Source organism: Streptomyces panaciradicis, assembly GCF_023516615.1.
GTDB lineage: Bacteria > Actinomycetota > Actinomycetes > Streptomycetales > Streptomycetaceae > Streptomyces > Streptomyces panaciradicis.
This window is the reverse complement of record NZ_JAMGBF010000009.1, coordinates 1-506: the sequence shown is the minus strand read 5'-3', so window position 1 is coordinate 506 and position 506 is coordinate 1. Positions and strand designations below refer to the sequence as shown.

Sequence of the window (506 nt, the reverse complement as noted above, 5' to 3'; positions counted from 1 at the left end):
CCCGCGGCGAGATCCTCGAACTGAAGAACACCATCAACACGATGGTCGACCAGCTCTCCGCGTTCGCCGACGAGGTCACCCGCGTCGCGCGCGAGGTCGGCACCGAGGGCAACCTCGGCGGCCAGGCGATCGTGCGGGGCGTGTCGGGCACCTGGAAGGACCTGACGGACAACGTCAACGTGATGGCGTCCAACCTGACCGGTCAGGTGCGCTCCATCGCCCAGGTCGCCACCGCCGTCGCCCGCGGCGACCTCTCGCAGAAGATCACCGTCGAGGCCAAGGGCGAGGTCGCCGCCCTCGCCGACGTGATCAACACCATGGTCGACACGCTGTCCGCGTTCGCCGACGAGGTCACCCGCGTCGCCCGCGAGGTCGGCACCGAGGGACGCCTCGGCGGCCAGGCGCACGTGCCCAACGTGGCCGGCACCTGGAAGGACCTGACGGACAACGTCAACTCCATGGCCAACAACCTCACCGGGCAGGTCCGCAACATCGCCCTGGTGACG

The 506-nt window shown here is 69.4% G+C and carries 1 protein-coding gene; it reads left to right on the top strand.

What is annotated here, in order from left to right:
• On the top strand, window positions 1-506 hold a 506-nt coding region (locus M8J74_RS04090; RefSeq protein WP_249835114.1), incomplete at both ends, for a HAMP domain-containing protein.